This is a genomic window from Pragia fontium (assembly GCF_900638655.1).
Lineage (GTDB): Bacteria > Pseudomonadota > Gammaproteobacteria > Enterobacterales > Enterobacteriaceae > Pragia > Pragia fontium.
This window is the reverse complement of record NZ_LR134531.1, coordinates 1,103,500-1,128,853: the sequence shown is the minus strand read 5'-3', so window position 1 is coordinate 1,128,853 and position 25,354 is coordinate 1,103,500. Positions and strand designations below refer to the sequence as shown.

At 45.4% G+C, this 25,354-nt stretch carries 25 protein-coding genes and 1 other RNA gene; 10 read left to right on the top strand and 16 right to left on the bottom strand.

The window, feature by feature from the left end:
• The first annotated feature begins 57 nt into the window (after positions 1 to 57).
• Positions 58 to 2,829, top strand: a complete 2,772-nt coding sequence (gene barA, locus EL341_RS04700; RefSeq protein WP_074819944.1) for a two-component sensor histidine kinase BarA — start codon at positions 58 to 60, stop codon at positions 2,827 to 2,829.
• A 57-nt stretch (positions 2,830 to 2,886) separates the two neighbouring features.
• Here barA and pdxJ read toward each other — a convergent pair whose 3' ends face one another.
• The 6 genes from pdxJ to lepA form a co-directional block, all read right to left on the bottom strand.
• Positions 2,887 to 3,618, bottom strand: a complete 732-nt coding sequence (gene pdxJ / locus EL341_RS04695) for a pyridoxine 5'-phosphate synthase (protein WP_047780328.1) — start codon at positions 3,616 to 3,618, stop codon at positions 2,887 to 2,889.
• 211 nt (positions 3,619 to 3,829) lie between these two features.
• Complete coding sequence (gene recO, locus EL341_RS04690; RefSeq protein ID WP_074820573.1) at positions 3,830 to 4,573, bottom strand: DNA repair protein RecO; 744 nt, start codon at positions 4,571 to 4,573, stop codon at positions 3,830 to 3,832.
• Between the two features lie 11 nt (positions 4,574 to 4,584).
• A complete protein-coding gene (gene era / locus EL341_RS04685) occupies positions 4,585 to 5,511 on the bottom strand; it encodes a GTPase Era (protein ID WP_047780327.1) in 927 nt (308 codons plus the stop codon).
• A complete protein-coding gene (rnc, locus tag EL341_RS04680; RefSeq protein WP_047780326.1) occupies positions 5,508 to 6,188 on the bottom strand; it encodes a ribonuclease III in 681 nt (226 codons plus the stop codon). The genes era and rnc overlap by 4 nt, the downstream gene beginning before the upstream one ends.
• Before the next feature lie 164 nt (positions 6,189 to 6,352).
• Positions 6,353 to 7,342: a signal peptidase I gene (gene lepB / locus EL341_RS04675; RefSeq protein WP_047780325.1), complete on the bottom strand. Its 990-nt coding sequence runs from the start codon at positions 7,340 to 7,342 to the stop codon at positions 6,353 to 6,355.
• Positions 7,343 to 7,358: 16 nt separating this feature from the next.
• Positions 7,359 to 9,173 carry a translation elongation factor 4 gene (lepA, locus tag EL341_RS04670; protein WP_047780324.1) on the bottom strand — a complete coding sequence of 605 codons (1,815 nt, stop codon included), beginning with the start codon at positions 9,171 to 9,173 and terminating at the stop codon, positions 7,359 to 7,361.
• A 365-nt stretch (positions 9,174 to 9,538) separates the two neighbouring features.
• On the opposite strand from lepA, the gene bhsA reads away from it, so the two are divergent.
• Positions 9,539 to 9,799, top strand: coding sequence for a multiple stress resistance protein BhsA (gene bhsA / locus EL341_RS04665; RefSeq protein WP_074819946.1), 261 nt, complete (start codon positions 9,539 to 9,541; stop codon positions 9,797 to 9,799).
• Between the two features lie 98 nt (positions 9,800 to 9,897).
• Here bhsA and rseC read toward each other — a convergent pair whose 3' ends face one another.
• From rseC to EL341_RS04640, 5 genes are all read right to left on the bottom strand, one after another.
• Positions 9,898 to 10,353 carry a SoxR-reducing system protein RseC gene (rseC, locus tag EL341_RS04660; RefSeq protein ID WP_047780322.1) on the bottom strand — a complete coding sequence of 152 codons (456 nt, stop codon included), beginning with the start codon at positions 10,351 to 10,353 and terminating at the stop codon, positions 9,898 to 9,900.
• Between the two features lie 11 nt (positions 10,354 to 10,364).
• Entirely contained in the window at positions 10,365 to 11,309 is a 945-nt protein-coding gene (gene rseB / locus EL341_RS04655; RefSeq protein ID WP_047780321.1) for a sigma-E factor regulatory protein RseB, read from the bottom strand.
• 3 nt (positions 11,310 to 11,312) lie between these two features.
• Positions 11,313 to 11,945, bottom strand: coding sequence for an anti-sigma-E factor RseA (gene rseA / locus EL341_RS04650; RefSeq protein ID WP_047780320.1), 633 nt, complete (start codon positions 11,943 to 11,945; stop codon positions 11,313 to 11,315).
• A gap of 46 nt (positions 11,946 to 11,991) precedes the next feature.
• Positions 11,992 to 12,567 carry an RNA polymerase sigma factor RpoE gene (rpoE, locus tag EL341_RS04645; RefSeq protein ID WP_047780319.1) on the bottom strand — a complete coding sequence of 192 codons (576 nt, stop codon included), beginning with the start codon at positions 12,565 to 12,567 and terminating at the stop codon, positions 11,992 to 11,994.
• A gap of 348 nt (positions 12,568 to 12,915) precedes the next feature.
• Complete coding sequence (locus EL341_RS04640) at positions 12,916 to 13,662, bottom strand: tRNA1(Val) (adenine(37)-N6)-methyltransferase (RefSeq protein WP_126467124.1); 747 nt, start codon at positions 13,660 to 13,662, stop codon at positions 12,916 to 12,918.
• Between the two features lie 185 nt (positions 13,663 to 13,847).
• On the opposite strand from EL341_RS04640, the gene srmB reads away from it, so the two are divergent.
• Complete coding sequence (gene srmB, locus EL341_RS04635) at positions 13,848 to 15,188, top strand: ATP-dependent RNA helicase SrmB (RefSeq protein ID WP_047780317.1); 1,341 nt, start codon at positions 13,848 to 13,850, stop codon at positions 15,186 to 15,188.
• 102 nt (positions 15,189 to 15,290) lie between these two features.
• Here the strand turns inward: srmB and grcA are convergent, their stop codons facing one another.
• Positions 15,291 to 15,674: an autonomous glycyl radical cofactor GrcA gene (gene grcA, locus EL341_RS04630; protein WP_047780316.1), complete on the bottom strand. Its 384-nt coding sequence runs from the start codon at positions 15,672 to 15,674 to the stop codon at positions 15,291 to 15,293.
• Between the two features lie 385 nt (positions 15,675 to 16,059).
• Here grcA and ung point away from each other — a divergent pair, with 385 nt between their 5' ends.
• Positions 16,060 to 16,737, top strand: a complete 678-nt coding sequence (gene ung / locus EL341_RS04625) for a uracil-DNA glycosylase (protein ID WP_074819952.1) — start codon at positions 16,060 to 16,062, stop codon at positions 16,735 to 16,737.
• 87 nt (positions 16,738 to 16,824) lie between these two features.
• Here ung and EL341_RS04620 read toward each other — a convergent pair whose 3' ends face one another.
• Together EL341_RS04620 and grpE are read right to left on the bottom strand one after the other, a co-directional pair.
• Positions 16,825 to 18,222, bottom strand: a complete 1,398-nt coding sequence (locus tag EL341_RS04620) for a cytochrome c peroxidase (protein ID WP_074819955.1) — start codon at positions 18,220 to 18,222, stop codon at positions 16,825 to 16,827.
• A 340-nt stretch (positions 18,223 to 18,562) separates the two neighbouring features.
• Positions 18,563 to 19,144, bottom strand: a complete 582-nt coding sequence (gene grpE / locus EL341_RS04615; protein ID WP_047780313.1) for a nucleotide exchange factor GrpE — start codon at positions 19,142 to 19,144, stop codon at positions 18,563 to 18,565.
• A gap of 124 nt (positions 19,145 to 19,268) precedes the next feature.
• Here grpE and nadK point away from each other — a divergent pair, with 124 nt between their 5' ends.
• From nadK to bamE, 3 genes are all read left to right on the top strand, one after another.
• Positions 19,269 to 20,150: an NAD(+) kinase gene (nadK, locus tag EL341_RS04610; protein WP_047780312.1), complete on the top strand. Its 882-nt coding sequence runs from the start codon at positions 19,269 to 19,271 to the stop codon at positions 20,148 to 20,150.
• A gap of 84 nt (positions 20,151 to 20,234) precedes the next feature.
• Positions 20,235 to 21,896, top strand: a complete 1,662-nt coding sequence (recN, locus tag EL341_RS04605; protein WP_047780311.1) for a DNA repair protein RecN — start codon at positions 20,235 to 20,237, stop codon at positions 21,894 to 21,896.
• 184 nt (positions 21,897 to 22,080) lie between these two features.
• A complete protein-coding gene (gene bamE, locus EL341_RS04600) occupies positions 22,081 to 22,431 on the top strand; it encodes an outer membrane protein assembly factor BamE (RefSeq protein ID WP_047780310.1) in 351 nt (116 codons plus the stop codon).
• 44 nt (positions 22,432 to 22,475) lie between these two features.
• Here the strand turns inward: bamE and EL341_RS04595 are convergent, their stop codons facing one another.
• Positions 22,476 to 22,772, bottom strand: coding sequence for an RnfH family protein (locus EL341_RS04595; RefSeq protein WP_047780309.1), 297 nt, complete (start codon positions 22,770 to 22,772; stop codon positions 22,476 to 22,478).
• Entirely contained in the window at positions 22,762 to 23,196 is a 435-nt protein-coding gene (locus EL341_RS04590) for an SRPBCC family protein (RefSeq protein WP_047780308.1), read from the bottom strand. The genes EL341_RS04595 and EL341_RS04590 overlap by 11 nt, the downstream gene beginning before the upstream one ends.
• Positions 23,197 to 23,451: 255 nt before the next feature.
• On the opposite strand from EL341_RS04590, the gene smpB reads away from it, so the two are divergent.
• The 3 genes from smpB to ssrA all read left to right on the top strand — a co-directional run bounded on the left by smpB (position 23,452) and on the right by ssrA (position 25,306).
• Positions 23,452 to 23,934, top strand: a complete 483-nt coding sequence (smpB, locus tag EL341_RS04585) for an SsrA-binding protein SmpB (RefSeq protein ID WP_074820575.1) — start codon at positions 23,452 to 23,454, stop codon at positions 23,932 to 23,934.
• Positions 23,935 to 24,227: 293 nt separating this feature from the next.
• Complete coding sequence (locus EL341_RS04580) at positions 24,228 to 24,737, top strand: DUF2165 family protein (RefSeq protein ID WP_047780307.1); 510 nt, start codon at positions 24,228 to 24,230, stop codon at positions 24,735 to 24,737.
• A gap of 204 nt (positions 24,738 to 24,941) precedes the next feature.
• Positions 24,942 to 25,306, top strand: a transfer-messenger RNA (tmRNA) gene (ssrA, locus tag EL341_RS04575).
• Positions 25,307 to 25,354: the final 48 nt, after the last annotated feature.

Genomic DNA, 25,354 nt, shown 5'->3' with positions numbered 1-25,354 from the left:
ATTGCTATTTGAATAGCTAAAAATAGTTAAGATTTAATTGTCCCACATTGGAACCTTATGACCAAATACAGCCTTCGGGCCCGCATGATGATACTGATTCTCGCGCCAACTCTGTTGATCGGGTTGTTAATCAGTACTTTTTTCGTGGTTCACCGCTACAACGAACTTCAAGATCAATTGGTTGATTCTGGCTCCAGTATCATCGAACCGCTGGCAATTACCAGTGAATACGGTATGACTTTCAGCAACCGTGAGAGCGTTCGACAATTGGTTAGTATGTTACATCGCCGTCATTCCAATATTGTGCGATCTATTGCGGTTTTTGACACGCAAAATCATTTATTGGTTACATCCAATTTCCATCAAAATTATACCCTATTACAACTGCCAAAGGGTGCGCCAATTCCCGATGATTTAACCGTCACCACCAAAGGGGATTCACTGATACTGCGCACGCCAATCGTGTCAGAAAATCAGTTGCCGGATATGGATGTCAGCCTGGAACCCGGTCATAGTACACTGGGCTATATCGCGATTGAACTGGATTTACGTACCGTTCGTCTACAGCAATATAAAGAAATCTTTGTCGCTACGCTGCTACTCAGTCTGTGTCTGTGTATTGCGATGCTCTTTGCCTATCGCCTGATGCGTGACGTCACAGGCCCTATCCGTAATATGGTTAATACCGTAGATCGCATCCGTCGAGGACAGTTGGATAGCCGAGTGGAAGGATATATGCTGGGCGAGTTAGATATGCTGAAAAATGGCATTAACTCCATGGCCATGTCACTGGCGGCTTACCATGAAGAGATGCAGCAGAATATCGACCAAGCCACCTCCGATTTGTTAGAAACCCTTGAACAGATGGAGATTCAAAACGTCGAACTGGATCTAGCCAAAAAACGAGCACAGGAAGCGGCAAGAATTAAGTCTGAGTTTCTGGCAAATATGTCCCATGAACTGAGAACGCCGCTGAATGGCGTAATTGGCTTTACCCGCCAAACGCTGAAAACCTCGTTAACGCCAACCCAAACCGATTATCTGCAAACCATTGAACGTTCGGCCAATAACCTGCTGAATATTATTAACGATGTACTGGACTTCTCCAAACTGGAAGCTGGCAAGCTGGTACTGGAACATATTCCATTCTCCCTGAGGGAAACCGTGGATGAAACCGCCACGTTACTGGCTCATGGCGCCCATGAGAAATCGTTGGAGCTGACCCTAAATATCCATAACGATGTACCGGATAATATTGTTGGCGATCCTCTACGCCTGCAACAGGTCATCATGAATTTGCTGGGCAATGCCATCAAATTTACCGAGCAGGGTAATATCGATATCAATATTGAACTACGCACGCTGCATGAGAACAGCGTCGATATTGAGGTTCAGGTGCATGATACCGGTATCGGTATTTCTGAGCGCCAGCAGACGCAGCTATTTCAGGCCTTCCGTCAAGCGGATGCCAGCATTTCCCGTCGCCATGGCGGCACCGGTCTTGGACTGGTAATTACCCAGCGTCTGGTCAAAGAGATGGGCGGCGATATCTGCTTCCATAGCCAGTTACATAAAGGCTCCACGTTCTGGTTCCATATTAATTTGGAACTCAGCGAGAGCAACATCGCCAATGATAGACCTTATCTGGAAAAACTTTCCGGTCAGCGCCTGTTGTATATCGAAGCTAATCCAGCCGCTGCGCAGGCAACATTGACCATTCTCCAACCAGAACCAGTTGAAGTCATTCACTATGCCAACTTCAATCAGGTACCGGAAAAACATCAAAGATACGATATTGTTCTGCACGGTGTTCCCATTGCCACCAATGATATCGAGCAATATATCGATGGCACCATGATACATGCATTAACGCTATCGGATCGCCTGATACTGGCCATTCCTAATCAGCCGCATATGGATGCTGAAACGCTGAAACATGCAGGAGCTCAGGCTTGCCTGTTTAAACCGCTCTCCCGCGGGAGACTATTCTGTGCGCTATTATCATCGCAAAGTGATGTGATAGAGCCGGATAAAAATAAACAGAATCATTTACCGTTAACGGTGATGGCAGTAGATGATAACCCCGCTAACTTGAAGCTTATCGGTGTGTTACTTGAAGATATTGTCGCCAAAGTTATTCTGTGTAACAGCGGTGAAGAGGCGATTGCTCAAGCGAAAAGGAACGATCTGGATATCATTCTGATGGATATTCAGATGCCGAAAATTGATGGTATCAAGGCCGCGGAATTAATCCGTAAGTTGCCAAACCACGTTACCACCCCCATTGTCGCGGTCACCGCCCATGCGGCTATCGGCGAACGTGAACGGTTAATGAATGCCGGTATGGATGACTACCTGGCTAAACCGATCAATGAAGATACGCTATTTAGCGTTCTGAGAGCCCGCTGCCATATTCCATCTCATCTTCAGGAATCGGCGAGCGCCATTCAGAACAAACAGAGTAAAAAACCGGGTCTGGCACCTGCTCCTGTCTCACTAGACTGGGAGTTAGCCTTACGTCAGGCAGCCAATAAAGAAGACCTGGCCAAAGACTTACTGAAAATTCTTATCGAGTTTCTCAGCGAAGTTGAAGAGCGCGTCCGTGGAGTATTAGACGGTAAGCAGGATGATGACATCATCAATATTATTCATAAGCTACACGGCAGTTGTAGCTACAGCGGCGTACCTCGCCTGAAACAACAGTGCCAATATTTAGAGAGCCAACTGCGTAACGGTATATTACCTGAAGATTTGGAACCTGAATGGCTGGAGTTGCTGGATGAGTTTGATAATGTGAGAGAGAAAGTCGCGTTATTTATTACAGATTAAATACAATATTGGCACCATTCGGATGCATTCCGCAGTGGTGCCAATCTACTACACAAATTATTTTCTCGCCGCCAGCATCAAGGCTTTCATCTCCGCCACCGCAGAATGCAATCCTGTCATGACAGCCCGACCAATTATGGCATGGCCGATATTAAGCTCATAAATTTCTGGCAGTGCCGCAATGGCTTGTACGTTATGGTATGTCAGCCCATGACCGGCATTAACCTTCAAACCTTTTCCCGCAGCATAAGTAGCTGCATGAGCAATACGCTGTAGTTCAGACGCGCGCTCCAGCTCACTTTTAGCATCGGCATAGCACCCGGTATGAATCTCAATATAGGTTGCCCCAACGGAAACTGCCGCATCTATCTGACGGTGGTCTGCATCGATAAACAGAGATACGGCAATCCCGGCATCCACCAAGCGCTCAACCGCCAAGGTCATTTTATCCAGTTGACCAGCCACATCTAATCCACCTTCGGTAGTGACCTCCTGACGTTTTTCCGGCACTAAACAACAGAATGCAGGTTTAATGTCACAGGCAATATCCACCATTTCATCCGTTACCGCCATTTCCAGATTCATCCTTGTCTGGATAGTCTGACTCAACACTTTTACGTCCCTGTCAGTAATATGACGGCGGTCTTCCCGTAAATGAATGGTGATACCATCAGCGCCCGCTTGCTCCGCAATAAACGCTGCCTGTACCGGGTCTGGATATTGCGTGCCGCGGGCATTACGCAAAGTAGCAATATGATCGATATTAACGCCTAACAATAAATCCGACATGACTCCACCTTAACAAGAAGTTTACGCACAGGGCCCAACGCTGGGTTATCCGAGAACTCTTTAAATGATAAATGGGCTACGGAAAGCCAGTAATGAAACATTAGCAGGCACCGTTCTAAAAAATGTATTCTATTCTTTTACCGGATTTGGCAACAAAAGAAAATCAGATAGCCAATATTAAGCCCACAATAGAGGCTAAATCAGGCGAATGCTATTCACTGTCGTTAGGTAATACCATGAGGTTAGGTGATTTTTTCACGCTAAACTGGCGAAACAGCTCACGACTTTTTAACGGCTTGCCCCCCAAATAAGGTTTCAGCGCTATACGAGTGAAGCGCTTAGCTGCGCGTAATGTGTCCGCATCCGGGAAGGTACGTTCAGCTAAGGCCACTAAATCACGACCGGTGAAAGTCAGATGATCAACTACCAGACTGGCGATAAAGCCTTTCTCTTGCCGATAACGATAGGTCATGCTGTCCGATACCGGCTCGCCACTCCCTGCACAGTGCAGAAAATCAATGCCGTATCCCAAATGCCCCAGCAAGGCCAATTCAAAACGACGCAAAACCATTTCCGGTGAGCCCGATAGGCCAGCCAGAGATTGGATGCATTCCAGATAATCAAAAAATAATGAGGAGTATGGTGTTTCGTCTTCAAGCACTCGAGACAAAACTTCATTGACGTATAGCCCGCTATACAAACTTAAACCTGAAAGCGGTAAGGAGAGAGAGACAGCTTCGGCGCCACGTAAAGTTTTTACACCACCTTTGCCACCCCAGCGAACCAGTAACGGCGTAAAAGGCTGCAAGCAGCCTTTTAGCTGAGAACGACGACTGCGGGCTCCTTTCGCCAGCAGCTTAATTCTACCGTGGCTTTCAGTGAATAGGTCCAGTAATAGACTGGTTTCACTGTAAGGTCGACCGTGAAGTACAAAAGCCCGCTGCCAGCCGTCTATCATGATTACCTTCAGAGATCGTCGGTATAACCCAAGCTGCGTAATGCGCGCTCATCATCAGCCCAACCAGACTTCACTTTCACCCAAAGTTCCAGATAAACTTTGGTTTCAAACATTTCTTCCATATCGTGACGCGCTTCAATACCAATGGTCTTAATCTTCTGACCTTTGTTACCGATCACCATTTTCTTCTGGCCTTCACGCTCCACCAGAATCAAACCGTTAATGTCGTATCCACCGCGTTCATTTGGCGCAAAGCGTTCAATTTCGACGGTAACCGAATATGGCAGTTCTTCCCCCAGAAAACGCATAAGCTTTTCACGAATAATTTCGGAGGCCATAAAGCGCTGAGAGCGGTCGGTAATGTAATCTTCCGGGAAGTGATGATCGGCTTCCGGCAGCAGCTTATGCACAATTTGCGCAATCGTATCGACATTCATCCCCTTCTCGGCTGAGATTGGCACAATATCCATAAAATTCATTTGCTGGCTCAGGAACGCCATATGAGGTAATAATGCCTCTTTATCCATGACATTATCGACTTTATTAATCGCCAAAATAACCGGACACTTTAAGTCACGCAGTTTGTTAACCACCATCTCATCGTCCGGCGTCCAGTGGGTACCTTCTACCACAAAGATCACCAGCTCAACATCACCGATAGAACTACTGGCGGCGCGGTTCATCAAACGGTTGATGGCGCGTTTTTCTTCAATATGCAATCCAGGGGTATCCACATAGATGGCTTGATAAGCCCCTTCGGTGTGAATGCCCATAATACGATGGCGGGTCGTCTGAGGTTTACGTGATGTAATAGAAACCTTCTGCCCCAATAGCTGATTCAGTAAAGTCGATTTACCGACGTTAGGTCGGCCGACTATCGCGATAAACCCGCAATGGCTCTTCTCTGTATCAGTCACTTGCTTTTCAGTTGTCATTCCAGTCCTAAATGTTTAAGCGCCTGTTCTGCAGCGGCCTGCTCTGCTTTACGGCGGCTGGAGCCGATACCAATAATGGCATCATTGATACCGCTCACCTGACAGTGAATGGTAAACTCCTGATCGTGTGCTTCTCCCCGTACCTGAGTCACCAAATAGCTTGGTAACGGTAGGTGCCTGCCTTGCAAAAACTCTTGCAGACGGGTCTTTGGATCCTTTTGTTTATCTCCCGGACTAATTTCATCCAGTCGAGACTTATACCAGTCAAGAATCAGCTGCTGTACCCGATGAATATCGCTGTCTAAAAAGACTGCGCCAATTAGCGCTTCTACGGTATCAGCCAAAATTGATTCCCGGCGGAAACCACCGCTCTTTAATTCGCCCGGACCAAGACGCAGGCATTCGCCTAAGTCAAACTCCCGGCCCATCTCAGCCAATGTGTTACCGCGTACCAACGTCGCACGCATCCGACTCATATCACCTTCATCAACGCGTGGAAAGCGCTGATAGAGTGCGTCGGCAATGACAAAACTCAGAATTGAATCGCCTAAAAACTCCAGGCGTTCATTATGTTTGCTACTGGCACTTCTGTGTGTCAGTGCCTGCTGAAAAAGCGATTGCTGTTGAAACGTGTAACCCAGCTTTCGCTGTAGCCTCTCAATGATGATGGGGTTCATGCATTACCAACAAATTGTTCCAAACAAGAAAAAATAATTTCGTAGCTTCACGGTTGCCCGTATAAACCACTACTGCGCGGTGGAGAATGAATAATAAATCCGGAATTCAGGCATAGCCTAAATCCGGATTGTTCTACTCTAGAGACAAGTATAACCGAAAAGATTTAGTGAATCCCACCAATACGGCTAAAGCGAACGCCGGTTGGCCACTCACCCTCTTGTTTCTCAAAGCTCATCCAGATACCCGTTGCTTTACCGACAAAGTTCTCTTCCGGTACAAAACCCCAGTAACGGCTGTCCGCACTATTATCGCGGTTATCACCCATCATGAAATATTTACCTTCAGGAACAATCCAGGTATTTGCCGGGGAACCCGGTTGCTGATAATACTCGGTTGCGCCATTCGCTACGCCGGGAATCATCAATGTTTCGTGGAACTCGCTGCCTAGCTTTTCATTGCGTTCAGCCATAAACAGGCCACGCAGACCTTCAGCGCGTTCAGCTTCAGTTTTGGTATCAAAGAAGCGCGTTGTCATCTGCCCACTGCGCCCTTCTGCCGGTTCAAAACCAATAAACCAACTGCTTTTCTCTAACGGAGAATACTCCAGCATCGTGGCAGGCTGACACTCAGTACCTGTTTGACAGGCCGGAGTAATGGTCAGCTTTTTGTTATCGGGATCGTAGTGAACGGTATCACCCGGTAAACCCACAACGCGTTTAATGTAATCAATATTCTTATCCAATGGATATTTAAATACTGCAATATCGCCGCGCTGCGGTTTGCCGGTTTTCACCAGCATAGTTTGAGTAATCGGATCTTTAACACCGTAGGCGTATTTCTCTACCAGAATAAAGTCACCGATTAACAGCGTTGGCATCATCGAGCCTGATGGAATCTGAAAAGGCTCATACAGAAAAGAACGCAGAATAAATACCACTGCTAATACCGGGAAGATGGATACACAGCTTTCAATCCAACCCGGTTGTCTGGCGACCAGCGCCAGTGCCTTCCCATCTATTTTCCCGTCAGTCTCAACCCTGAGAGCTTCTATTTTAATGCGTCGCGCAGGCGCCCATTTAAAGCGGTCCAAACACCAGATGACTCCCGTCAACAGCGTGGCCACAGCTAAAACTAAGGCAAACATATTCGCCATGCGAACTCCTTATTACTTATTTACCAACGTGAAGAATAGCCAAGAACGCTTCTTGAGGAACTTCAACGTTCCCTACTTGCTTCATGCGTTTCTTACCATCTTTCTGTTTCTGCAATAGCTTTTTCTTACGGCTAACGTCACCGCCATAACATTTGGCCAAGACGTTTTTACGTAACTGTTTGACCGTAGAACGCGCAATTACATGGTTACCAATCGCTGCCTGAATCGCAATATCAAACTGTTGACGCGGAATCAGCTCACGCATTTTCTCGACCAGTTCACGTCCGCGGGTCTGAGAGTTATCGCGGTGAGTGATTAATGCCAAGGCATCAACACGATCGCTGTTAATCAACACATCAACACGCACCATGTCTGAGGTCTGGAAACGCTTAAAGCCATAATCCAGTGACGCATAGCCTCGGGAAGTGGATTTAAGACGGTCAAAGAAGTCCAGAACCACTTCAGCCATTGGAATGTCGTAACTTAACGCCACTTGATTGCCGTGATAAACCATATTGGTTTGAACGCCGCGTTTCTCAATACAAAGTGTAATCACGTTACCCAGATACTCCTGAGGCAACAGCATATGACACTCAGCAATTGGTTCACGTAACTCTTCAATATTATTCAACGGTGGCAGCTTAGATGGGCTATCAACGTAAATGGTCTCACCGCTGGTCGTCACAACTTCATACACTACCGTTGGAGCGGTGGTAATCAGATCCAGATCGTATTCACGCTCAAGCCGTTCCTGAATGATCTCCATATGCAGCAACCCAAGGAAGCCACAGCGGAAACCGAAACCTAACGCGGTTGAGTTTTCTGGTTCATAAAACAAAGAAGCATCATTCAGACTGAGCTTACCCAGTGCATCACGGAACCCTTCATAATCATCAGAACTAATCGGGAACAGACCCGCATAAACCTGAGGCTTGACCTTTTTAAAGCCCGGTAGCGCTTTCTCTGCTGGTTTATGGGCGTTGGTCAGGGTATCACCGACAGGTGCTCCCAGAATGTCTTTAATTGCACAGACCACCCAACCCACTTCACCGCAGCCCAGCGCATCGGTATCAATACGTTTAGGGGTAAAAATACCTAAACGATCAACGCCGTATGTCTGACCGGTACTCATCACTTTAATTTTATCGTGTTTACGCAGTACACCGTTCTTAATACGAACCAGAGAGACTACGCCCAGATAGTTATCAAACCAGGAGTCAATAATCAGCGCCTGTAGTGGTTCATCAGCCGATCCTTTCGGTGGCGGAATATCACGAACCAAACGTTCCAATACATCAGGAACGCCTAAGCCGGTTTTCGCTGAACAACGAACCGCGTCAGTTGCATCAATACCAACAATATCTTCGATTTCCTGAGCAGCACGATCGGGATCCGCCGCCGGTAAATCGATTTTATTCAGTACCGGAACAACTTCCAGATCCATCTCAATAGCGGTGTAACAGTTGGCCAGCGTTTGGGCTTCTACCCCTTGTCCCGCATCAACCACCAGCAGCGCACCCTCACAGGCGGCCAGAGAACGAGATACTTCATAAGAGAAGTCAACATGCCCTGGGGTATCGATGAAGTTCAGTTGATAGGTCTGACCATCCTGCGCTTTATAATCCAGCGTGACGCTTTGCGCTTTGATAGTAATACCGCGCTCCCGTTCCAGATCCATTGAATCCAGAACCTGTGCGGCCATTTCGCGATCGCTTAACCCGCCACAAATTTGGATGATACGGTCCGACAACGTCGATTTACCGTGGTCAATATGAGCGATGATCGAAAAGTTTCTAATGTTCTTATTTGCTATACTTTTATTATCAGTCATTTACCTAAATCCGGCTGATACAAACCCCGCTGATGTGATTAAACAGCCATATTGGCCCATCACTCAGCAAAAATTCACTTAATCTATAAACTGGCGCACATTCTACACGTCACCATGACTAAAACATAGCAACATACGCAATCCAGCGGTGAGTAATCTTCTATTAACGCTTTGGATAACGCAGAACGTTATCTCAGTACTGGCTTTACATCCATTCAGTCTCAACACAGACGATCACCATAGTTCAAAAAAATTGAATAAGTAAGTCAATTCTATCCGCTTTTCAGCTTAATTCATCCGCCTATAATGAACAACATCGAAAGGAAACAACCTTTCAGCCTTAACATTAACTGGAGTTACTCATCATGAAAAACGTTAAACTTATCGCTACTGCCGCAATATTAGCCACTTTATCTTTTAGCAGTTTTGCTGCTCAACAAGTTACTCGTAATCAAACAGAAAATTTGGATAAGATTGGTAGCGTGTCAGTGAGCAACAGTCACGGAATGTCAGCATTAGAACATAAATTAGCGGCTAAAGCTGAAGCTCAAGGTGCCAGCCGTTACTACATTGTTTCCGCTTCAACCGGTAACAATATGCGCGGTACCGCTATTATTTACAAATAATAAATTCGCTCAAAATTCGTCAATCAATCACTCCGCCAGTCGGAGTGATTTTTTATTGATGTACTTTAGATAAGCAAAAAGGGAAATCAAAAAATAGACTAATGTTCTGTTGAATTAACGGCAGGAATAGCAATTTGCAATACAATAGGATGCACGGAAGCATGGGTTGCCAATTTGGCCGCATAGAAACGAGCCAGCATAAAACCCAGCCCACCACCAATTAACGCACCGAGCACCGCAGCAATATCACTACCGGCAAAAGAATAAAACACAGAAGCACATAATAGAATGCCTAACAGCGGCACGATATAAACTAGCAAGGCCGATAACAAAACCCCAGACTCAGGTATACCTAACTCAACCCGTTGACCGATTGATAGCGGTTGGCTGACTGGAATTTTTAAATCATGAACAACCTGAGGCCCTAGTTTATTTAGCACTCGAGTCCCGCAAGTCTGTTGAGACTGACAACTGCTACACCCTGAACGCTGTTCACAACGTAAGGTTGCAATCCCTTGTTGCCAATCAATAACTGTGGCCCATTCACGCAGCATTATTCACGCCTTTATCTTATGACTACGCTATTGGCAACGCGCTTGGCCGTTGCCGGCGGCAATTCACCAATCACCGTAATTTCTATATTACCTCGGGTCTCAGTATGAATCGTCCTTCGGCCCTGGCGTAATAAATGTTCTCCCGCCTGATAACCAGCCGGAGCAACGCTTAATGAGAAACTGAACAGGCCATCGGTATATAACCGGGACTCAACCACCGTATCTGCCCCTGAGATGCTGTGGCGACTACGGGAAGATTCAGTAAATCCTTGCGGTAACCAATCAGCAATCCAAGACATAGTGACCCCATCCCCAGCGGGCATTGCCAACAGAGGCGGCATCACCGGCATCGAAAAATCGGCCATTTTATTTTTAACGGTATCACCCGCGTTAAAAGCCACTACGCGAAATTGCTCCAGCGTATCACCATCCCGATCCAGTAAATCAGCCCGTAAAGGTAATTTTGTTTCAGAATCCAACCACACGATATAGCTATAACGTAAACCATCACGTGACACCACGCGTATTACATCACAAATACGATTAGCAATACGTGACCGACCGACCGGAATAAAATCGTAGTACTTTTCTAAACGAGAGATATCGGCAAAAACTAAAGAGGGTAATGAATCAACGATGTGATCGCCACGGATGCTAAAAGGCTCAATCCCCGGCTCAAAATAACTCACCTCAATACCATGCATGATCACTTCACGCTGCGGTCCATCCATATTGATAAGCTGAACCAGAGGTTTGCCATTTTGTATAGAGTGGCTGTATTGCAGCGATTCAATCCCAAGCTTGCTAACGTTCACATAGGAAAATTCATAACTCAATGTCTGACTGGCACTGGTCATTTGCTGCAATAGCGCTTCTGTTACATTTTGTGCAGAAGCTAGCGCTGGGGATAATATTCCCCCCAGCAGACTACAAAAAATAAAAGCAATTGGCTTCATTGACTACTGAGTTAATCCTGTTTGCGTCGAACCATTGGTTTTCGCACTTGTGCTCGCTTGTGGAGCAATTTTTAATTGCTCAGCATGCAAACGACGTTGCAATTCGTAGTCCTGTAGCATGGCATTGATACGCTTACGCTGTTCCAAAGCCTGCTGATTGGTATTCTGAGCTCCTTCAGTCGCTACATCAAAGCTGACTGGCGAAGCCTGCCCACCTAACGGGATAGTATTAAATACCGGTGTATCTGGCGTACTTTCAATGCCTTGTTGGTTATACTGCTGAACCCCAACAATAACGGCCAGAGAAACACCCGCAGCAATACCAATTTGCCCAACCTGAGAAAACCAAGGGCGAACTTTATGCCAGAAAGGCATTTTCTTCCAGCTCTCTGGGTGCGGCTGTGATACAGCTGGTTGAGCTGTCGTTGTAATAGCAGGTTCCAACGCTAATGCGGCAGAAACCTTATCGGCAATATCCAGATGAACCACTTCACTGATATCCCCTCGCAGAGTATCGCGAATCAGGTGGTAGCGATGCCAACTTTGCTGAAGCGTTCTATCTTGAGACAGAGACCAGATAACTTCGTTATCTATATTTTCCCCATCCATCAGAGCTGAAAGCTTTTCTTTTTGCATGCCTAATACCCTTTCTTTTGCAATATCCTAAAAGCCAGATACAAAACTAGCGCTGTACTAGCGGTTGCACTTTATTATCAATTGCTTCACGAGCCCGAAAAATTCTCGATCTCACGGTGCCAACAGGGCAATCCATGATTTCTGCAATTTCCTCATAACTCAAACCATCGATTTCACGCAGTGTGATTGCCATTCTTAAATCTTCCGGCAATGCTTCAATGGTTCCAAATACAATTCTTTTCAACTCTTCTGACAACATTAAGTTCTCAGGGTTCGAAATTTCTTTTAATGCACCTGCATTCTCAAAATTTTCCGCATCCCCAGCATCAACATCGCTGGATGGTGGGCGACGTCCCTGAGCCACTAAATAATTTTTCGCGGTGTTAACTGCTATCCGATACAACCAGGTATAAAACGCACTGTCCCCGCGAAAAGATTCCAGTGCACGATAAGCCTTAATGAAGGACTCCTGCGCCACATCCGATACATCCGCCTGTGGCACATACCGGGAAACAAGACCCGCAACTTTATTCTGGTAACGAACAACCAGAACATTAAATGCATTTTTGTCGCCCTTCTGGACTCGTTCAACCAACACCTGGTCGGTTAACTGCTCGCTCATTCGAGGTAATATCTCCTCAACTATCTCGATGCGTATCATGCTGCCAAACCAATTCTATTATGGTACTAATTTGAGCAAGCAACTCATTAGAGACCATAAGTAACGATTAGTTCCCATGATCTTACGCGTATGAATATCATTAGCTGTTTTTTCAACCAATATGCAAATTATTTGTCTATTTCGGCGATCGGCCCAGTCTAAAAAACCAATGGCTTAGCCTGATTACCGTAGGCTAACATGAATTCTACTTTACCACCTTAATCTTACAACGTTTCTTTGAAAACAAGGCGGCAAATCTTCAGCACTCTATTTACGATGATATTGCGGTTAATGATGGATAAGGCCGCATTAAAGTGCCAGATAAAAATCTTTCGCCAATTGTTTAAACTGCTCGGTATAACTTTGTCTTCCCGGCTGATGAGTCACTAAGTGTTGTTCATGGCAGATGCTCGGCGTCTTGGTTAACTCAAGTAAAACAATATAAGCGGGTTTATCAGGCACATCGCTAACCCAAGTTCGACGTAGGGTGAACCACCCCATGCTCAGCGCAAGCTGCTCTAATGATTGCCCAGAGGCACAAGGCAACATCACCGCAAATCGTCCATGGGGAAGCAGCAATTTATCAACATACATCAATAAATTATGATGACTAAGAATATGAGTATAGCGTGCTCTGGAACGGGCCTCGTCACGACAGTCCGTCCCTTCCGGAAAATAAGGAGGGTTACTGATAATCAAATCATAATGTTCATTGGTTTGTTCGGCATAGTCCTGAATATCCGCATGAAAGACTTGAATCCGCTGGTGCCAGGGAGAAGCCTGCACGTTTTCCTTGGCCTGAAGATAAGCTGCGCCATCGATTTCTACCGCGTCTAAAACTACCCGCTCATCACTGCGCTGCGCCAACATCAGAGCCAATAATCCGGTGCCTGTGCCAATATCCAAAACGCGTTGGCAGTTATGAACGTCCGTCCACCCGCCTAAAATGACACCATCCGTCGTCACCTTCATGCCACATCTATCGTGACCAACAAAAAATTGTTTAAAGGTAAAACCGCCGCAGCGAAGTAAAGGTTTCGTTTCGTTATCTTTCATCGTACCCTGCATAAATAGCTTATTATCATCCTATCGTTGGGGTAAAAAATAGATAAGCCGATTATCACACCCCAAATGCAGCAGCGATTCTAGCCGAAAATAAAGATAAATACCCAATAGTCGACAATAACAGATGAAGATCGCCGCCAATCCATCTATAATCGGCGCCCCAAGCAGAGGTAGACATGACCGTATTAGACTTTTCCGCACTCGATCTCGACCAGCCATTGCTGGATGCATTAAGTGACAAGGGCTACCAACGCCCTACCGCTATTCAAGCGGCAGCGATCCCTGCCGCAATGGAAGGACGTGACGTTCTCGGTTCCGCCCCAACCGGCACCGGTAAAACGGCTGCGTTCCTGTTACCGGCATTGCAGCACCTGCTCGACTATCCGCGCAAGAAGTCCGGTCCGCCACGTATTTTGATTTTGACACCCACCCGTGAACTGGCCATGCAGGTTGCAGAGCAGGCTCGCGAACTGGCTGCCCATACTCATTTAGATATCGCCACCATTACCGGCGGCGTTGCCTATATGAACCATGCTGAAGTGTTCAGCGAAAATCAGGATATTGTCGTCGCGACCACCGGTCGTTTGCTGCAATATATAAAAGAAGAGAATTTTGACTGCCGCGCCGTTGAAACCCTGATTTTAGACGAAGCTGACCGTATGTTAGACATGGGCTTCGCTCAGGATATCGAACGAATCGCTGCCGAAACCCGCTGGCGCAAGCAAACTTTATTATTCTCGGCAACTCTGGAAGGGGAAGCGATTCATGACTTTGCTGAACGCTTACTCAACGATCCGGTAGAAATCGAAGCCGATCCTTCTCGCCGTGAACGTAAAAAAATCCACCAGTGGTATTATCGCGCTGACGATGTCAAACATAAAACCGCCCTGCTTTGCCATCTGCTAAAGCAGGATGATGTTCACAAGGCCATTGTATTCGTACGCAAACGTGAACGTTTACATGAACTGGTTAAGTGGATCCGCGATGCCGGCATTAACTGTTTCTACCTTGAAGGGGAAATGGTTCAGGCAAAACGCAATGAAGCTATCAAACGCTTACAAGATGGTACCGTTAGCATTCTGGTCGCCACTGACATCGCCGCTCGTGGGCTCGATATTCTTGATATCAGCCACGTCTTCAACTTTGATCTTCCTCGCACTGCCGATACCTATCTACACCGTATTGGCCGTACCGGACGCGCGGGTAAAAAAGGCATTGCGATTTCTTTAGTGGAATCTCACGATCATCTGCTGTTAGGCAAGATCGAACGTTATCTACAAGAACCGCTGAAAGTGCGCGTTATCGATGAACTACGCCCGTCCACCAAAGCACCGGGGCCAACCAATGGCCGTAAGCCATCGAAGAAAGCTAAAGAAAAAGCAGAGACCAAACGCAAAGAGAAAAATAAAGAAAAGGTCAAAGTTAAGGTTCGCCATCGGGATAGTAAAAATGTCGGTAAGCGCCGTAAAAGTGCTGCCACTAGTGCTACCCCAAATAAAACCGACAGCAACGAATAATGTTCAGTCTGGTTTAATAAAGACGATGCCGTAAAAAAGGCCGCTGATTATCAGCGGCCTTTATCATTCTATAACGCTAAGCCCATAGGCTATATCGATATATTACAGACTTTCAGTAAAAGTACGGGTAATAACATCGCGTTGTTGTTCTGGAGTCAGTGAGTTAAAACGCACTGCATAACCAGAAACACGAATCGTTAGCTGAGGATATTTTTCTGGGTTATTCACTGCATCTTCCAGCGTATCACGGCTCAGCACGTTGACGTTTAAATGTTGGCCACCCTCAACACGTACGGTTGGTTTAACTTCCATCGGAACTTCGCGATACTCGATTTGGCCCAGTTGCTCAACAGGAACAACCTGATCTTCTGCATAATCAGCTTTAGCACATACACAGCGAGCTTCAGCCGTTTCATCATCCAACAGCCAGAAAGAGTTCAATAGTGCAGCGTTGTCAGCTTTAGTAATTTGGATACCAGTAATCATTGGTGCCTCCATTAGTATTTTAAAATTTATGCTCCCCTGATATTTTAGGGCAACAATCTTGAATTTATTCAATATGTAACATTAGTGACATCACACTAATATTATTTTGCCTCTTATATAACAGTGAAACAGCCGCAATTCTTTGACTTAAATCAATTCGTCTTTTGCAAACAATTCACTTATTTTTGCAGCTTTTTGTTTTGTATCAACTTTTCACCCTTTCTTAGAATTTAAATATTTTTGTAAATTTTCAATTTTTTTTATAATTTTGTCCTGTAGCAGCATTAAGCACAATTTAAAGATCCTCCTCGTCTTCGCCTTACGGTATTATTAATCAATAAGTTCCTCTTACCGCTCCGTACCGCCAGAAGAAAGGAGACCCTTCATGAGCGAAAAACTAACCTGGCATGATGTTATCGGTCAGGAAAAACTGCAGCCCTACTTTCAGGACACGCTAAAATTTGTTGCCTGTGAAAGAGCTGCTGGCAAAGTTATTTATCCACCGCAGAAAGACGTATTCAATGCTTTCAGTTCAACTGAACTGGCAGATATTAAAGTGGTGATTCTGGGGCAAGATCCTTATCACGGCCCAAATCAGGCCCATGGCCTATCTTTCTCGGTTCTGCCGGGTATCCAGCCTCCCCCATCACTGGTGAATATGTATAAAGAACTCATCACCGATATCCCCGGATTCCAACGGCCTAATCACGGCTACCTTCAAAGCTGGGCCGAACAGGGTGTGATGTTACTCAATACCGTATTAACCGTAGAAGCTGGCAAAGCCCACTCCCATGCCAGTCTGGGCTGGGAAACCTTTACCGATAAAGTGATTGCGGCTATCAATGAAAACCGCGACGGCGTTGTGTTTATGTTATGGGGCGCTCATGCGCAGAAAAAAGGCCGCATTATCGATCGTCAACGCCATCACGTTTTAGCCGCACCACACCCATCACCACTATCAGCCCACCGTGGTTTTTTAGGCTGTAAACACTTCTCGCAGGCCAATATGCTACTGGAACAACAGGGTTTAACACCGATTAAATGGCAGTTGGATAACCTCTAAAACTTCCCAGATTAAAATCTATTTCGCTCCAATAAAACATAACCGCGCTAAATAGCGCGGTTATCATTAACTAAACCTCAATCAAACTTAAATCTTAGTCGGTTGATCCAACTTATACTCACCCGTTAAAGACTTCAGGAACTCAACCATATCATCCACATCTTTCTCTGGTAGCGTTGTTTCTAACTGATACTTAAGCATCATATCCACCGCCCCTTTCAGAGTATCAATACTGCCGTCATGTAAATAGGGCCCCGTCAGCTCGATGTTTCTCAACGTTGGTACTTTGAAACGAAAACGGTCACGTTCAAAAGTGGTAAAGTTGAAGCGCCCTAAATCAACTTCAGTGATTCCATGCCCGCGGCCGGCGAAGTAATCCTCTTTTAATCCCATCATTTCAAACGACTGCCCGCCTAAATTCTTACCTACATGACACGTACCACACTTATTATCTTTAAATAGTTTAAAACCATTCTTCTGCTGAGCAGTAAGGGCGTTCTCATCTCCCTTCATATACCGGTCAAAAGGACTGTTTGGCGTGACCAGTGTCTTCTCAAACTCGGCAATAGCATCCGTGATAGTCTCTGCAGAGAAGCCTGCCGGATAAACCTCAATAAACGCAGCAGTTAACGCAGGGTCTTTAGCCAGTTTACCGATGATCTGATCCCAGGACTCAGAACCCATTTCGATCGGATTCAATGGCGGCCCACCTGCCTGCTCCTGCAGATCTTTCGCCCGACCATCCCAGAATTGCTCAACGTTATACACCGCGTTAAACACCGTTGGTGCATTAATTGGCCCCATCTGACCGTTAATACCTTTTGATGTAACTAAACTATCAACACCGCTACCGTCCAACTTATGGCAGGTTTCACAAGAAAGCGTGTTATCACCAGATAGACGATTGTCGTGATACAGAATTGAACCTAAAGCCACTTTTTTAGCATCCGTTGCTATGGGTTCCGGTAATGGTTGAACAATTTCATTTTGGAAATCGGCACTCACGCCCTTAGTGACATAATATTTAGCGCGTTGTTGTTTAGCCCAGTCAAGAATAGCGGTACGATCTTCGCTACTGACACTACCGCTCCAATGCATCGCAGTGTAACGTGTTGGTGGCATCACCTGATCCTGCATCACACGTTCAATTTTTGCTAAATCAGCTTCAGGAGCCGCTGTCCCATTGATTAAGCTATTCATTGTTGAGGTCAGATTGAAGTGAACAAAGCCCATCTTCACATCATGTTCCATTAACTGCTTGGCAATGGGAAATGATGCATAGAAAGGCATATCAGCATTGGATGTATGACAATACTCACAGCCACGCTGGTAAAAAATCTCCCTAATATGTGCGTCACCTTTTGGCGCCGCACTGCTAATAAGACGCTCACTACGTTTAGCGTCATAGTTGTAAAGATAGGCTACGGTTCCTAAATAACCGACAATACCTATGGCACACGCTCCCACGATTAACTTTTTTATCATTGCTCCCTCGCATAATTATCTGTCTTAATTTTAATATCATGAAAAATCCAAATTCATAAAGAAAAGCGCTTGGATTATCTCTGGTAAATAAAATAGGCAGTTGATAGAGATCAAGTCTCTCTAATAATATTCCCTATCGTTAGTATAGGTTATAGCTATTAATATAAAAAATGCATCCAATGCGTTGCTTTAAATAAATCAATGAGGGGAAAATAATATTTAATGACATGAATAACAAAAAGAATTTAAAGAAATGTGAGATAAGACTTAATTAAGATTCTTATCTCACACAAATAAAGAAATTAATTAGAAGCGAGTCTAATTAATATCGTGATTATTTTTATTTAGAAACCGCTACCATAGCAGGACGAATTAAACGACCATTTAAAGTATAACCTTTCTGCATAACCATCATCACATGGTTTGGCTGATGCTCAGCCGATTCCATCATGGTCATGGCCTGATGTAATTCAGGATTAAACGGTACGTTAACATCCTCAACTACTTCCACACCAAACTTACGTACTGCACCTAACAGTGACTTAAGGGTTAATTCAACTCCCTCAGTCAGGGCCACAATATCGGGATTTTCCTGATTGGCGGAAGCCAATGCACGTTCCAAGTTATCAATGACCGGCAATAATTCTATGGAAAATTTCTCTAAAGCAAATTTATGCGCTTTCTCAACATCCTGCTCAGCACGACGACGAACGTTTTCAACTTCAGCCCGAACGCGTAAAATATTTTCACGCTCTTGCTGTTGAGCCTCAGCCAGCTGGGCTTCCAGATTAGCGATACGTTCAATATATTGACTGTTTACGTCTGTCTCTGCGGCCTGTTCTGCGCCTTCCATTTGCTGATGTTCATTTAATGTTTCTTCTGAGACTTGCTCATTAGGGGTGTTTTGTTCTTTACTACTCATGTCAATCTCCGCAGTTTGGCATTACGCTCACTTGTTCGCTTATATTATGGGGATGAAAATTGACGAATCAAGGAAGTCGTTCACATTGTATGGATGCATTGTCGCATCTGACAGGAAAAATTAAATGAATAATAACACGTTCAGTTGCATAGGGTTGGTTGGCCACCCTCGCCATCCTGCCGCATTAGCGACACATAAAACGCTTTACCAATGGCTGAAAACCAAAGGGTATTCGGTCATTGTTGAGCAGCAAATCGCTAATGACCTGAAACTTGACGGTATGGTGACCGGCAGTCTGGCGGAAATAGGTCAACAAGCCGATCTGGCCGTTGTTATCGGCGGTGACGGTAATATGCTGGGAGCGGCTCGGGTTCTGTCGCGTTACGATATCAAAGTGATCGGCGTAAACCGTGGCAACCTTGGTTTTCTGACCGATCTCAATCCGGATAACCTTCATCAGCAGCTTTCCGAAGTTCTGGAAGGTGAATACATTAGCGAAAAACGCTTTTTGCTGGAAGCCCAACTCCATAGAGCCAACCAACCAACGCGTATCAGCACGGCGATTAACGAAGTGGTTCTGCATCCGGGTAAAGTTGCCCACATGATTGAGTTCGAAGTGTATATCGACGACAACTTCGCCTTTTCCCAGCGCTCTGACGGATTAATTATTTCCACCCCAACGGGCTCAACCGCTTATTCGTTATCCGCCGGAGGGCCTATTCTGACGCCCACACTGGACGCCATTACGCTGGTTCCTATGTTTCCACATACGCTGACCTCAAGACCGTTGGTCATCAGCAGCAACAGTACGATAAATCTGCGCTTTGCCCACTATAGCCGCGACCTTGAAATTAGCTGCGATAGCCAGATCGCGCTGCCAATTCAAAGGGATGAACAGGTGGTCATTAAACGCAGTGATTCACACCTGAACCTGATTCACCCGAAAAACTATAGCTATTACAATACATTAAGCACCAAGCTGGGATGGTCAAAAAAATTATTCTAAAAATTGCATAACTGACTTTACTGTATAAAAAACCAGTTTATACTGTATGTAATTACAGTTATGGTCTGGTACAGGAAGATAATCATGCTGGCACAGTTAACCATCAGCAATTTTGCTATTGTTCGTGAATTGGAAATCGACTTTCAGGCAGGGATGACCGCCATTACCGGAGAGACCGGCGCCGGTAAATCCATTGCTATCGATGCCTTAGGGCTGTGTCTGGGCAGCCGCTCAGAAGCGGCCATGGTACGCAATGGCGCCAATCGAGCGGATATCTGTGCCCGTTTCTCCCTAAAAGACACGCCGGCAGCGCGCCGCTGGCTGGAAGATAATCAGCTTGATGACCAGCAAGAGTGTCTACTTCGTCGAGTGATCAGTGCCGACGGGCGCTCCCGTGGTTTTATCAACGGGACGGCGGTACCGGTTTCTCAACTGCGTGAACTGGGTCAACTACTAATTCAAATTCATGGGCAACATGCGCACCAACTCCTGCTAAAACCCGATCACCAAAAACATTTGCTGGATGCCTATGCTCATCAAACTGAGTTAACCGTTGAGATGCAGCAAACATACCAAAAATGGCACCAAAGCTGTGTCGAACTGGCTCAGTATCAGCAACAAAGTCTGGAGCAGGAATCCCGCCAGCAGTTACTGCAATATCAGCTAAAAGAACTCAACGAATTTGCTCCGCAAGCTGGAGAATATGAGCAAATTGATGAAGAATATAAGCGTTTGGCTAACGGTGGACAGCTACTCTCGTTAAGTCAGGAAGCCCTACAAATACTGGCTGAAAACGATGAGCAAAACGTATTGAGCCTGCTTAATCACGCCAAACACAGCCTACAAGAGCTCATCACCATTGATGATAAAATGAGTGGTTTACTAAGTATGCTGGAAGAAGCCGCGATTCAGATCAGTGAAACCAGTGAAGAACTGCGCCACTACACCGAGCGGATGGAAATGGATCCGGTTCGCCTGTATGAATTAGAGCAGCGTCTATCACGTCAGTTAGCCCTTGCCCGTAAACACCATATCGCTCCTGAACAACTGCCTGAGCTTCACCAGCAACTGCTGGAAGAACAACAACTCATCAGTCAACGTGACAACGATTATGCAGCCCTAACTGAGGCTGTCGCTGAACATCATAAACACGCTCTGGAAGTAGCGAAACGACTGCATATTCAACGTACACATTATGCTAACGAACTATCCACGCTGATTACCGATAGCATGCACTCACTTTCTATGCCACACGGCCAATTGACTATTGAAGTGAACTATCAACCGGAACACCTGAATGCTGAAGGCGCAGACCGGGTAGATTTCCGCGTCTGCACTAACCCAGGACAACCGTTACAGGCACTATCAAAAGTCGCGTCCGGCGGTGAACTGTCACGTATTGCCTTGGCCGTTCAGGTCATTACCGCCAAGAAAATGGATACCCCAGCGTTAATTTTCGATGAAGTTGATGTCGGTATCAGCGGCCCAACCGCCGCCATCGTCGGTAAGCTATTACGCCAGTTAGGTGAATCGACTCAGGTTATGTGCGTGACACATTTACCTCAGGTTGCCGGCAACGGTCACCAACACTTCTATGTGAGTAAGCAAACCGACGGCGAAGAAACCGAAACTCAAATGCTATTACTAGACAAAAACGCCCGCTTACAGGAATTGGCTCGTCTGCTAGGCGGCAGTGAAATTACTCGTAATACGTTGGCTAACGCCCGTGAACTGCTGGCCGCCTGATTCGATGAATAAAAAATAAATCATGGTGCTAACTTTTTGCTAAAATCAGGGTCATACCAACGCGCATTATGGAAAGTGAAGATAACTTTTTATCACATGACCGTGATAAACAAACACTAAAGGTTTCCAAATGTCGCAAGGTCTATTATCATCGACAGCCTGTGTTTTAAAGGAAAGTACTATTATGCGCTGCAAATTGTTGACTGCCGCTGTGGTGGCCATTGGAATTCTGTTAACCGGTTGCTCCACCTTTCAAAAAGTGGTTTACCGCCCGGATATCAATCAGGGTAACTTCTTAACGCCGGCTGAAGTCTCCAAACTGCAAAAAGGCATGACCAAACAACAGGTGGTTTATATTCTGGGTACACCACTGATGCAAGATCCATTTGGTTCCGATACTTGGTACTACGTCTTCCGTCAGCAGCCAGGACATCAGGACGTTACTCAGCAAACATTGACCCTAACGTTTAATAGCGGCGGTACGCTGACCAGCATCAATAACGATACATCCATGATGAAACAGCGGGATGAGTAACGATTTAATCGTTTACACAATCGATTTCAAATAAATAAGACGCCTTAAGGCGTCTTATTTTTTGCTCTTTCTGCGCGTATACGCCGCAACTCTTTTGGATCGGCGGTTAACGGACGGTAGATCTCTACCCTATCACCATCTTGCAATACATCAGCCAATTTAACCCCTCGGCTAAACACCCCAACCTTATTCACCGCTAAATCAATATCGCTACGCTCAGCAAGAATGCCAGAAGCCAGTATGGCTTGCTCAACGGTGGTTCCCTGCGGCACGGTTAACGTCTTGATATATTGACGTTCCGGCAAGGCATAAACCACTTCAATCTGGAGATCAGCAGCCATAAATTTCTTTCGCCCGCTTAGTAAATGCCTGCACCATATTCAACGCCAAATCCTGAAAAATTCGACCAAACGCAATTTCAATCAGTTTACTGCTGAATTCAAATTCCAGATTAAATTCGATACGACAGGCATCGTCTCCCAACGGAGTAAACAGCCAACCGCCTTGCAAAGTACGAAATGGACCATCCACCAGCGTCATATCAATAACTGAATCTTTCACCATCTGATTACTGGTAGTAAACGTTTTACGAATCCCCATCTTGGCAACATCTATGGATGCCGTCATGGTGGTGTCAGTCTGTTCAATAATGCGACTGCTTACGCAACCGGGTAAAAATTTCGGATATGAAAGAACATCATTAGCCAGTTTATACATTTGCCCGGCGCTATAATTGACCAGTGCCGAACGTTTGATACGCTGCATTACATTTCCTAATCAATGATTCTGAGAATGGGTAAAAAAATTAACGGCGCAAATCATACCACCTTCGCAGTTTCTGACCAAAAAACTTGCCGGGGTTTGCCTGCTGCGCTGACCATAATTGAGCAGATGATTAAACAATCCCGCTGTCCATACCTACGTTAATATCTGGTATCACGTGAAAAGTAACATAAAAATTTATCGGTAGCGGGATTGAGGGATATCTTTCAAATCAGCATTAAGTATAATAAAAGCATTATGACAAAGAAAAAAGCATACAAACCCGGTTCCGCTACCATTGCGATGAACAAACGCGCCCGCCACGAATACTTCATTGAAGAAGAGATCGAGGCTGGATTAGCCCTGCAAGGCTGGGAAGTAAAATCCTTACGCGCCGGTAAAGCCAATATCAGTGACAGTTACGTAGTATTTCGTAATGGTGAAGCCTATTTATTTGGCGCAACCATTACGCCATTAAACGTGGCCTCCTCGCATATTGTTTGCGATCCAACCCGTTCACGGAAATTACTCCTGAACAAAAAAGAGCTGGATAAACTGTTCGGCCTGTCTAACCGTGATGGCTATACCATTGTGGCGCTTTCCATGTACTGGAAAAATGCCTGGAGCAAAATCAAGATCGGTGTGGCAAAAGGTAAACAGCTGCATGATAAGCGTACCGATATTAAAGATCGCGAATGGAAAGTGAGTCAGTCGCGAATTATGAAGAATGCAGGTCGTTAACCTCTTTCTTCAGTTGCTGAGCGTATATTATTAAGCAGGCATTTTTACTTTGCCTGCTTATTGATACTCCTCTGATATACCACCAATTCACTAACCATTTTAAATCTCCTCTTTGTAAATCATTGCATTCTCTTCACTTGTTCTATCAATTTCACCACCTATGTTGACCCATGTTTAAAAGGGCACGTTGATCTCATCATTAAAAAATTAACAATAAAAAAACATTGTGTAATAATTTAGATCAATTTCATCAACAAAATCAGCATTAACTTATTAACACCAAGGAAAGACTTATGATCACCCGTTTATCCAAAATATCCATGCTTATGGCCATCGCCCTTTTTGCCAGCCTGGTGGCTTTTGGCAATATTACCGACTTTAATACTAACTTCGCCTTTGTATACCACGTCTTTTCCATGGACACGATTTTCCCTGATGCCACCATCAAATACCGCAGCATCGAAACCCCTTGGATGCATACTGCTGGCTATGTGGCGATTATTGCAGCCGAAACGCTAACTGCATTGTTATGCTGGATTGGTGGTTTTATTCTGTTAAAAAATATTAAAGCATCAGCTTCTGTATTTAATAAAAAGAAAAACGTCGCCATTTTGGGCCTAACCCTTGGCTTTCTGGTATGGCAAGTTGGCTTTATGTCAGTAGGTGGTGAATGGTTCGGCATGTGGATGTCAAAACAGTGGAACGGCGTACCTGATGCATTCCGTTTCTTCGTCACCATTATTCTGGTTTTACTGTATCTGACCCGACGTGATGAAGAGCTGGATTGCCAGCAGGATAAATAACTCACGCTCGATAAGAACTGAACAATAAGCCAAACTCGCCGCCAGCAGCGTCTAAACCACCGTTGGCGGCACCGAGTACATCTTTCCCCCTTTCCCGATAGAACCTATTTTATACGCCAACCCTCTACCCAATAACTAATTAACCTCACTTTCATCTAACGCTGGTTAAAGTACTCATCTTCTTGCTATAATGACCAAACTATTGGGGCTGATTCTGGATTCGACGGGATTTGCGAAACCCAAGGTGCATGTCGAGGTGCGGTAGGCCTCGTTAATAAACCGCAAAAAAATAGTCGCAAACGACGAAAACTACGCACTAGCAGCTTAATAACCTGCTTAGAGCCCTCTCTCCCTAGCCTCCGCTCTTAGGACGGGGATCAAGAGAGGTCAAAACCAAAAGAGATCGTGTGGATGCCTTGCTTGGGGTTGAAGCATTAAAACTAATCAAGCTAGTTTATTAGTGGCGTGTCTGTCCGCAGCTGGTAGGCGAATGTAAAGACCAGACTAAACATGTAGTGCCGACGGTGTAGAAATTTCGGACGCGGGTTCAACTCCCGCCAGCTCCACCAAATAAAACAAGGACTTACAATTTATTTTGTAAGTCCTTTTTCTTTTAT

Coding starts and splice junctions, on each gene's coding strand:
- barA (WP_074819944.1), top strand. CDS start 58: ATGACCAAATACAGCCTTCGGGCCCGCATGATGATACTGATTCTCGCG.
- pdxJ (WP_047780328.1), bottom strand. CDS start 3,618: ATGTCGGATTTATTGTTAGGCGTTAATATCGATCATATTGCTACTTTG.
- era (WP_047780327.1), bottom strand. CDS start 5,511: ATGACAACTGAAAAGCAAGTGACTGATACAGAGAAGAGCCATTGCGGG.
- rnc (WP_047780326.1), bottom strand. CDS start 6,188: ATGAACCCCATCATCATTGAGAGGCTACAGCGAAAGCTGGGTTACACG.
- lepB (WP_047780325.1), bottom strand. CDS start 7,342: ATGGCGAATATGTTTGCCTTAGTTTTAGCTGTGGCCACGCTGTTGACG.
- lepA (WP_047780324.1), bottom strand. CDS start 9,173: ATGACTGATAATAAAAGTATAGCAAATAAGAACATTAGAAACTTTTCG.
- bhsA (WP_074819946.1), top strand. CDS start 9,539: ATGAAAAACGTTAAACTTATCGCTACTGCCGCAATATTAGCCACTTTA.
- rseC (WP_047780322.1), bottom strand. CDS start 10,353: ATGCTGCGTGAATGGGCCACAGTTATTGATTGGCAACAAGGGATTGCA.
- rseB (WP_047780321.1), bottom strand. CDS start 11,309: ATGAAGCCAATTGCTTTTATTTTTTGTAGTCTGCTGGGGGGAATATTA.
- rseA (WP_047780320.1), bottom strand. CDS start 11,945: ATGCAAAAAGAAAAGCTTTCAGCTCTGATGGATGGGGAAAATATAGAT.
- rpoE (WP_047780319.1), bottom strand. CDS start 12,567: ATGAGCGAGCAGTTAACCGACCAGGTGTTGGTTGAACGAGTCCAGAAG.
- EL341_RS04640 (WP_126467124.1), bottom strand. CDS start 13,662: ATGAAAGATAACGAAACGAAACCTTTACTTCGCTGCGGCGGTTTTACC.
- srmB (WP_047780317.1), top strand. CDS start 13,848: ATGACCGTATTAGACTTTTCCGCACTCGATCTCGACCAGCCATTGCTG.
- grcA (WP_047780316.1), bottom strand. CDS start 15,674: ATGATTACTGGTATCCAAATTACTAAAGCTGACAACGCTGCACTATTG.
- ung (WP_074819952.1), top strand. CDS start 16,060: ATGAGCGAAAAACTAACCTGGCATGATGTTATCGGTCAGGAAAAACTG.
- EL341_RS04620 (WP_074819955.1), bottom strand. CDS start 18,222: ATGATAAAAAAGTTAATCGTGGGAGCGTGTGCCATAGGTATTGTCGGT.
- grpE (WP_047780313.1), bottom strand. CDS start 19,144: ATGAGTAGTAAAGAACAAAACACCCCTAATGAGCAAGTCTCAGAAGAA.
- nadK (WP_047780312.1), top strand. CDS start 19,269: ATGAATAATAACACGTTCAGTTGCATAGGGTTGGTTGGCCACCCTCGC.
- recN (WP_047780311.1), top strand. CDS start 20,235: ATGCTGGCACAGTTAACCATCAGCAATTTTGCTATTGTTCGTGAATTG.
- bamE (WP_047780310.1), top strand. CDS start 22,081: ATGCGCTGCAAATTGTTGACTGCCGCTGTGGTGGCCATTGGAATTCTG.
- EL341_RS04595 (WP_047780309.1), bottom strand. CDS start 22,772: ATGGCTGCTGATCTCCAGATTGAAGTGGTTTATGCCTTGCCGGAACGT.
- EL341_RS04590 (WP_047780308.1), bottom strand. CDS start 23,196: ATGCAGCGTATCAAACGTTCGGCACTGGTCAATTATAGCGCCGGGCAA.
- smpB (WP_074820575.1), top strand. CDS start 23,452: ATGACAAAGAAAAAAGCATACAAACCCGGTTCCGCTACCATTGCGATG.
- EL341_RS04580 (WP_047780307.1), top strand. CDS start 24,228: ATGATCACCCGTTTATCCAAAATATCCATGCTTATGGCCATCGCCCTT.